Here is a 5433-nt window from a genome sequence, read left to right as displayed (position 1 = left end):
ATCTTCAATAGCTTCATTAAGAAAACCAACCTCAATTGTATTTAATGCACGTTTATCAGAAAAAGGATTATGTCCACTCATGTAATTTTTATCTTCAATAAATTCTACTTTTTTGGGCATAATTACATACGGTGGCTTTGCAAGCACTCCTTTTTCTAATAGATAGTTTGTTGTCATAACATAATACTTATCAGCAAGATCGTAGTTATGCTTTAATATATCATGAGCTTCTTTTATATATGACATAGCTGAAAATACCGCAGAATGACCAAAATTTAATTTCATCATTTGGCGAACAAACATTATATTAAAAATGTCATCAAATAGAGGAGGTGCGTCTCTTACCACATCACGTTCATCAAATGCCATTGGAATAACTGCTTTTTCATTATTAAATACATTCACAATTTCATTCAGTATATTTTGTCCTTCAGAAATATAGGTACTTAATATGTTTTGAGCTTCTTTATCAATAGTTTTATCTTTAAACAAATCAAATATTATTAACCTTGCTGACTTTGATATATAAGTCATCCATAATGTACCTAATTCTGATGAAGTTAATTGTATTTTCGCTTCGGTTGTCATTTAAACCCTTCTTTCTATTAAAATTTATAATATGATATTAATAGGAATATATAGATAAAATTCTTATATTAGAGAATTTGAATCTCTAAATTTTGATGTTTTCAATTAATATTATGGTTTAATTTATCTTGCTTTATACTGTTATATGACATTTTAATAAATAACCTACATTTTTGCCATTATAACTGGTGTATTTACTAAGACGTTTATGTATCTTCTATAAATATAACCTCAATTAGGAGGTTATTTAGAACGTTTTAATGAGTATTTTTCAATATTTACAATCTTTAAAATTGTAAATTTCACTACAATTCCTATAAATATAAAAACCACGAATGAGTATAAATAACTCCATGATATTAATTTGTATAACCCAAAATAAACAAACAAGGGCTGTGCTATAAAACTTCCAATCGCTCCAAAAATAATCACAGCCAAAATATACGTATACCATCCGGTAAAATATTGATATAATAACATATATGAAGTTGTTAATATTGTTAATTCAAATAGACTATAAGTTCTAACTAATCCGAATATTTGAGTAGGATATGCCCATAATATCATTTCGACCCCCCCCAGTATTAAGGAAAAAAGTTATAATCCCTGTTACTAAGCCAACCAATGCTATTTCCTTAAATCTTTTTTTATCTACAAGTTTCCACCAAATAACCCAATATATAATAGCAATGATGAGTATAATCCACCACTTTAAAGAAAACAACGTATTATTCATCCACTGATTATACTGAATTGTAAATATTTGCTTTCTAAGTTCTATTATTTTATTAATTGCATCCATATATTTGACACCCCTAATTCATCTTTACTATTATTTGAAATGTATTAAAATAGTATATGTATTTTGCTATTTTTTATCCGATATTTTAGACCATCATGTTTTACAATTTCGACTTATTTTAATGGTAATTCTAACATATAAGACAAATCAGATAATTAATCCATTCCATAAAAAAAGAAGGTCTTAACCCTCTCTTAGGTCTACCCAACTTAACGCCCTTGTCCCTAGTACTTTTTAGTCCTTCTATAACTCTACCCTGTATTTTCTCCCTCTCCTTATCTGCTATATAAGATAAGAAGTTAATGAGCATGTTATTTATAGTATAGTCTAACCTATTGTCTCCTGTACTTACTGAAGGTGTATCAAGTATTATTACTTATATATCTCTCACAATGTAATGTGCAAAGTGAAAAATCATGCATAAAGTAGTGCATATTCTCAATTAGACACCAATATATGTAGCAAAATAGTAGTTTATTGCATATATTAAAGTTAGAATGAGGCTATTGGTTGCATATATGGGAAACACAAATGTCGTGAAATTATTTTTTCACGACATTAACTATTTATAACATTTACAACATAACTGATAAATGTTATGTTGATGTTATTGAAAAGGAATTACTATGTTGAGATAATGATTAAAAAAGACAATAATCTTCGAAATGTGAATGAAGTTAATAGGAGGAATACTATATTATGGGTAATGATAAAGAAAATTTCACACAGGAAGTATTAGAAGAAATGGACAAGGATGAGAAGGTTACAAAAAATAAAGCACTAAAAAAAGTGATACAGGAGACACACGATAAAGAATATAAGGAAGTAAAGAAGCACATAAAAGACAATGAATATAAAAAGGATATAACTATGTTTAAGAATAATGATATAAATAAAAGGATGCTAGATAAAGAGAATATAGATGGTATTAATAACGTCAATATAAAAGAATAGCGTTCATGATCTCATTAAAAAATATACGAACTTATACAAATGTCGTGAAAATTATATTTCACGACATTTCTTGTTTTACTGTATTTACCATTAGTATTTGTTGATTTATTTTTCTATGTTCTAAAAGAATTATAATATATGGGAATTATGGTATTATTAAATATATATTTGCGTGAGGTTGTAGTCGGTTATAAGTTAAAAATGAGATTTAATAATGTTAATTTTTATAAAAGAGGAGAGTGTTTATGAATAAAATTGGAATGATTGGTGGTTTTGGACCAGAGTCAACATTAGATTACTATAGGTTGCTTATTGAAACGTATAGACATCAGACCCAAAAAGAAAGTAGTCCTGAGATTATTATTTACAGTATGGATATGAATATTCTCTTGAAGTTAGTAGCAGATGAACAATGGGATGATCTTATCGAGTGGTTAGTTAATGGAATTAAAGTATTACATAATGCAGGTGCAAATTTTGCATTTATTTCCGCTAATACACCTCACATAGTTTTTGAAAAAGTTAATGAATTATCACCTATTCCACTATTAAGTATTGTAGAAGAAACGTGCAATTACATGAAAAAAACAGGGATTAAAAAGGTTGGTTTATTAGGAACACAATTTACAATGAGAAGTGAATTTTATCAAAAATCATGTAATAAAAATCATATTCAGGTATTTGTACCAAATGAAAAAGAACAAGATTATATACAGAATAAGCTAATGTCTGAGATTGAACTTGGTAATTTTTTTAATGAAACACGACAAGGGTTACTTAATATAATTAAAAGAATGATTGAGGATGACTCAATTGAAGGAATAATACTTGGTTGTACAGAGTTACCATTAATACTTACAAAAAGTGAATTAGGTATACCTTTTTTTAATACTACCAAAATACATGTTGATAGCATCATAAATTATTACTTACATAAATGCTGATAAAATCTTACAGAGGATTACAATGGAGATATTGAGTTACATTCACTTTGAATCTATAGGCTAGATGTGTATAAACAACAAATGCCGTGAAACCCTCTTTTCACGACATTTGTTGTATTCACAGTTACAATAATGTTCAGGATAAAGATCATAATTTTGAATGACTTCTTAAATTTAGACTATAAACATGAAAAATTAAAAAATCTTAATATTGGGCATAATTAAAGTAAAATAACTTTTAGTTTGACCTAAATTATTTAAATAAGTAATTTGAAAGGTAATAGTAAATGAATACACATAAAATAATAGAAGAAGCATATAAAATGATAGTAAAAGGAAACAATGAAATTGTTAAAGTATGGTTTACACATGTAGTTTTTAGTTGGCGTTGGTGGATTGGTATTACATTAACAATTTTGCCTTGGTTTATATGGATTAAAGTCAGAGATAAAAAAGATACAGTTAGACTTTTATTTGTAGGACTTATTGTTATGTTAATAACTGTCTTTATGGATAATATTGGTATAAATTATGGATTATGGTACTATGAATTTAAAATATTACCAATATCCAATTCATTTTTTCCTTGGAATTACACATTATTTCCTATTAGTATAATGCTTATATTACAAAATAAGCCTCAAATTAATGCATATATAAAAGCAATATCTTTTTCATTTGTATGTTCTTTCATTGCGGAGCCATTTTTTGAATGGCTTAATATTTACCACATGATAAAATGGGAAAATTGGTATTCTTTTATTATTTATATTTCATTGTATTTGTTTTTTAATTATGTTTATAAAAGTATAAAATGACATTAGGCATTCAAGAAACCCTTATGGTTATATGATGGTTCATTTTGGAATCACACTTTTGCAGATTATTTTGTAGCATTTGTATCTTTTCCATCTTTAATAATTTTATTTTTATCAAACTTTCCTACGAAAATCCTCAAACAAGTAAGGTACATTGTTTTTTTTGTACTTACCATGTCATTAACCATTAATTATGTTGTATGCTTTACTCAATTAGTTTGCAACTAAATTAACCAAAATCCAACTAAAAACAGCCTAGCAATTACGCTAGGCTTAAAGAGGAATAATTATCCACTAGAAAACATTTATACCCCTGAATCTATATAATATTAATAACATATATAAAAAAGGTGCATTAAAATATACCAAGGACTTTAAGTATTATTATTACGACAACGACTCCACCAATTATTTGCAACATATAATTCACCTCCTATATTTTCATTTTTGTATTTTATTTTAAATGAATTTCTATCTTTTTTTTCTTGAAATCATATCGACAATGAATACTATTAAAGCTACTACTAGTAAAATATGTATCAAACCGCCACCAATTCTAAATATAAGACCCAAAATCCAAAAGAATACTACTATTCCGCCTAGCCAACTTAAACAACCCATATTAATCACTCCTTTCAAATTTGTATGTTCTAATTTATCATTATAATTTAAAAAAAGTCCATTTGAAGAATAATTGTAACGTAAATCTAAAATAAAATCCACTGTTACATTATGTCACTAAAAAAATGCTTGAACTAACGAAAATAATTTATAATAAAATAAGAGTGAAGAATAGAGTCTAGTATAATTTGCTAGGCTCTATTTTATTTAAAGTGAATATAACTCTTTAAGTATTTATATGGAATTTACAGTATAATTAAATAAATATATTACGTCGTACTCGTAATCTTTTAAATATGATAATGTTATGTAAAGATTCTAATAAAATATAAATTTGTTTTGTATTTAAGGAGTGTGTGCGTTATGTTTTACCTTGATAATGCTAAAATAGAATACCATAAATCTATAACCAAAGGAGAAGATGTGAGATTTGTTATAAATAATCAAGTTATAGATTACCTTAAAGAGTTTGATTTCTTTAATAAAATAAACATAAAATCCATTATAGATGAGAGTATTATAGTAAATAAAAAGGATTTAAAGAATGGAGAATATTTTTCTATACTTAAAAACGAGAATGCTATTAACTATCTCTAAATTCAATTCCAAATAAGAACCGAACGAAAAAAGTTTGGAATGACTAGAAAATGTTTTTCGGAAATTTATAACATCAAGCAATTGGAGCAATAAACCGCCATATAGATTC

9 protein-coding genes are annotated in these 5433 nt (G+C 26.4%); 4 read left to right on the top strand and 5 right to left on the bottom strand.

Translation table 11 applies throughout. The features are described 5' to 3' along the window. The 3 genes from LGK95_RS21690 to LGK95_RS21680 all read right to left on the bottom strand — a co-directional run. Positions 1 to 588 (bottom strand): DUF3231 family protein (locus LGK95_RS21690; RefSeq protein WP_226126984.1); only part of this gene is annotated, 588 nt, incomplete at its 3' end. Between the two features lie 243 nt (positions 589 to 831). Next, positions 832 to 1155, bottom strand: coding sequence for a hypothetical protein (locus LGK95_RS21685; protein ID WP_226126983.1), 324 nt, complete (start codon positions 1153 to 1155; stop codon positions 832 to 834). After that, a complete protein-coding gene (locus LGK95_RS21680; protein ID WP_226126982.1) occupies positions 1112 to 1390 on the bottom strand; it encodes a hypothetical protein in 279 nt (92 codons plus the stop codon). The genes LGK95_RS21685 and LGK95_RS21680 overlap by 44 nt, the downstream gene beginning before the upstream one ends. A 699-nt stretch (positions 1391 to 2089) precedes the next feature. Here LGK95_RS21680 and LGK95_RS21675 point away from each other — a divergent pair. The 3 genes from LGK95_RS21675 to LGK95_RS21665 all read left to right on the top strand — a co-directional run bounded on the left by LGK95_RS21675 (position 2090) and on the right by LGK95_RS21665 (position 4106). After that, positions 2090 to 2344 (top strand): hypothetical protein, encoded by a 255-nt coding sequence (locus LGK95_RS21675; RefSeq protein WP_226126981.1) that lies wholly within the window; start codon positions 2090 to 2092, stop codon positions 2342 to 2344. A gap of 245 nt (positions 2345 to 2589) precedes the next feature. Then, positions 2590 to 3288 (top strand): aspartate/glutamate racemase family protein, encoded by a 699-nt coding sequence (locus LGK95_RS21670; RefSeq protein WP_226126980.1) that lies wholly within the window; start codon positions 2590 to 2592, stop codon positions 3286 to 3288. A gap of 287 nt (positions 3289 to 3575) precedes the next feature. Next, positions 3576 to 4106: a CBO0543 family protein gene (locus LGK95_RS21665; protein ID WP_226126979.1), complete on the top strand. Its 531-nt coding sequence runs from the start codon at positions 3576 to 3578 to the stop codon at positions 4104 to 4106. 65 nt (positions 4107 to 4171) lie between these two features. On the opposite strand, the gene LGK95_RS22605 is transcribed toward LGK95_RS21665, so the two are convergent. Beyond that, complete coding sequence (locus tag LGK95_RS22605; protein ID WP_264174630.1) at positions 4172 to 4294, bottom strand: hypothetical protein; 123 nt, start codon at positions 4292 to 4294, stop codon at positions 4172 to 4174. Between the two features lie 283 nt (positions 4295 to 4577). Continuing rightward, positions 4578 to 4727 carry a lmo0937 family membrane protein gene (locus tag LGK95_RS21660; protein ID WP_226126978.1) on the bottom strand — a complete coding sequence of 50 codons (150 nt, stop codon included), beginning with the start codon at positions 4725 to 4727 and terminating at the stop codon, positions 4578 to 4580. Between the two features lie 363 nt (positions 4728 to 5090). On the opposite strand from LGK95_RS21660, the gene LGK95_RS21655 reads away from it, so the two are divergent. Further along, complete coding sequence (locus LGK95_RS21655) at positions 5091 to 5324, top strand: hypothetical protein (RefSeq protein WP_226126977.1); 234 nt, start codon at positions 5091 to 5093, stop codon at positions 5322 to 5324. Positions 5325 to 5433: the final 109 nt, after the last annotated feature.

The organism is Clostridium algoriphilum (genome assembly GCF_020443705.1).
GTDB lineage: Bacteria > Bacillota > Clostridia > Clostridiales > Clostridiaceae > Clostridium_AD > Clostridium_AD algoriphilum.
Note: the sequence above shows the minus strand (reverse complement) of the source record. Positions and strands in the feature narration are given on the sequence as shown.

Bases quoted from the DNA above. Each gene is read 5' to 3' on its own strand.
- LGK95_RS21660 (WP_226126978.1), bottom strand. From the start codon at position 4,727: ATGGGTTGTTTAAGTTGGCTAGGCGGAATAGTAGTATTCTTTTGGATT.
- LGK95_RS21670 (WP_226126980.1), top strand. From the start codon at position 2,590: ATGAATAAAATTGGAATGATTGGTGGTTTTGGACCAGAGTCAACATTA.
- LGK95_RS21655 (WP_226126977.1), top strand. From the start codon at position 5,091: ATGTTTTACCTTGATAATGCTAAAATAGAATACCATAAATCTATAACC.
- LGK95_RS21665 (WP_226126979.1), top strand. From the start codon at position 3,576: ATGAATACACATAAAATAATAGAAGAAGCATATAAAATGATAGTAAAA.
- LGK95_RS22605 (WP_264174630.1), bottom strand. From the start codon at position 4,294: ATGGTTAATGACATGGTAAGTACAAAAAAAACAATGTACCTTACTTGT.
- LGK95_RS21685 (WP_226126983.1), bottom strand. From the start codon at position 1,155: ATGATATTATGGGCATATCCTACTCAAATATTCGGATTAGTTAGAACT.
- LGK95_RS21675 (WP_226126981.1), top strand. From the start codon at position 2,090: ATGGGTAATGATAAAGAAAATTTCACACAGGAAGTATTAGAAGAAATG.
- LGK95_RS21680 (WP_226126982.1), bottom strand. From the start codon at position 1,390: ATGGATGCAATTAATAAAATAATAGAACTTAGAAAGCAAATATTTACA.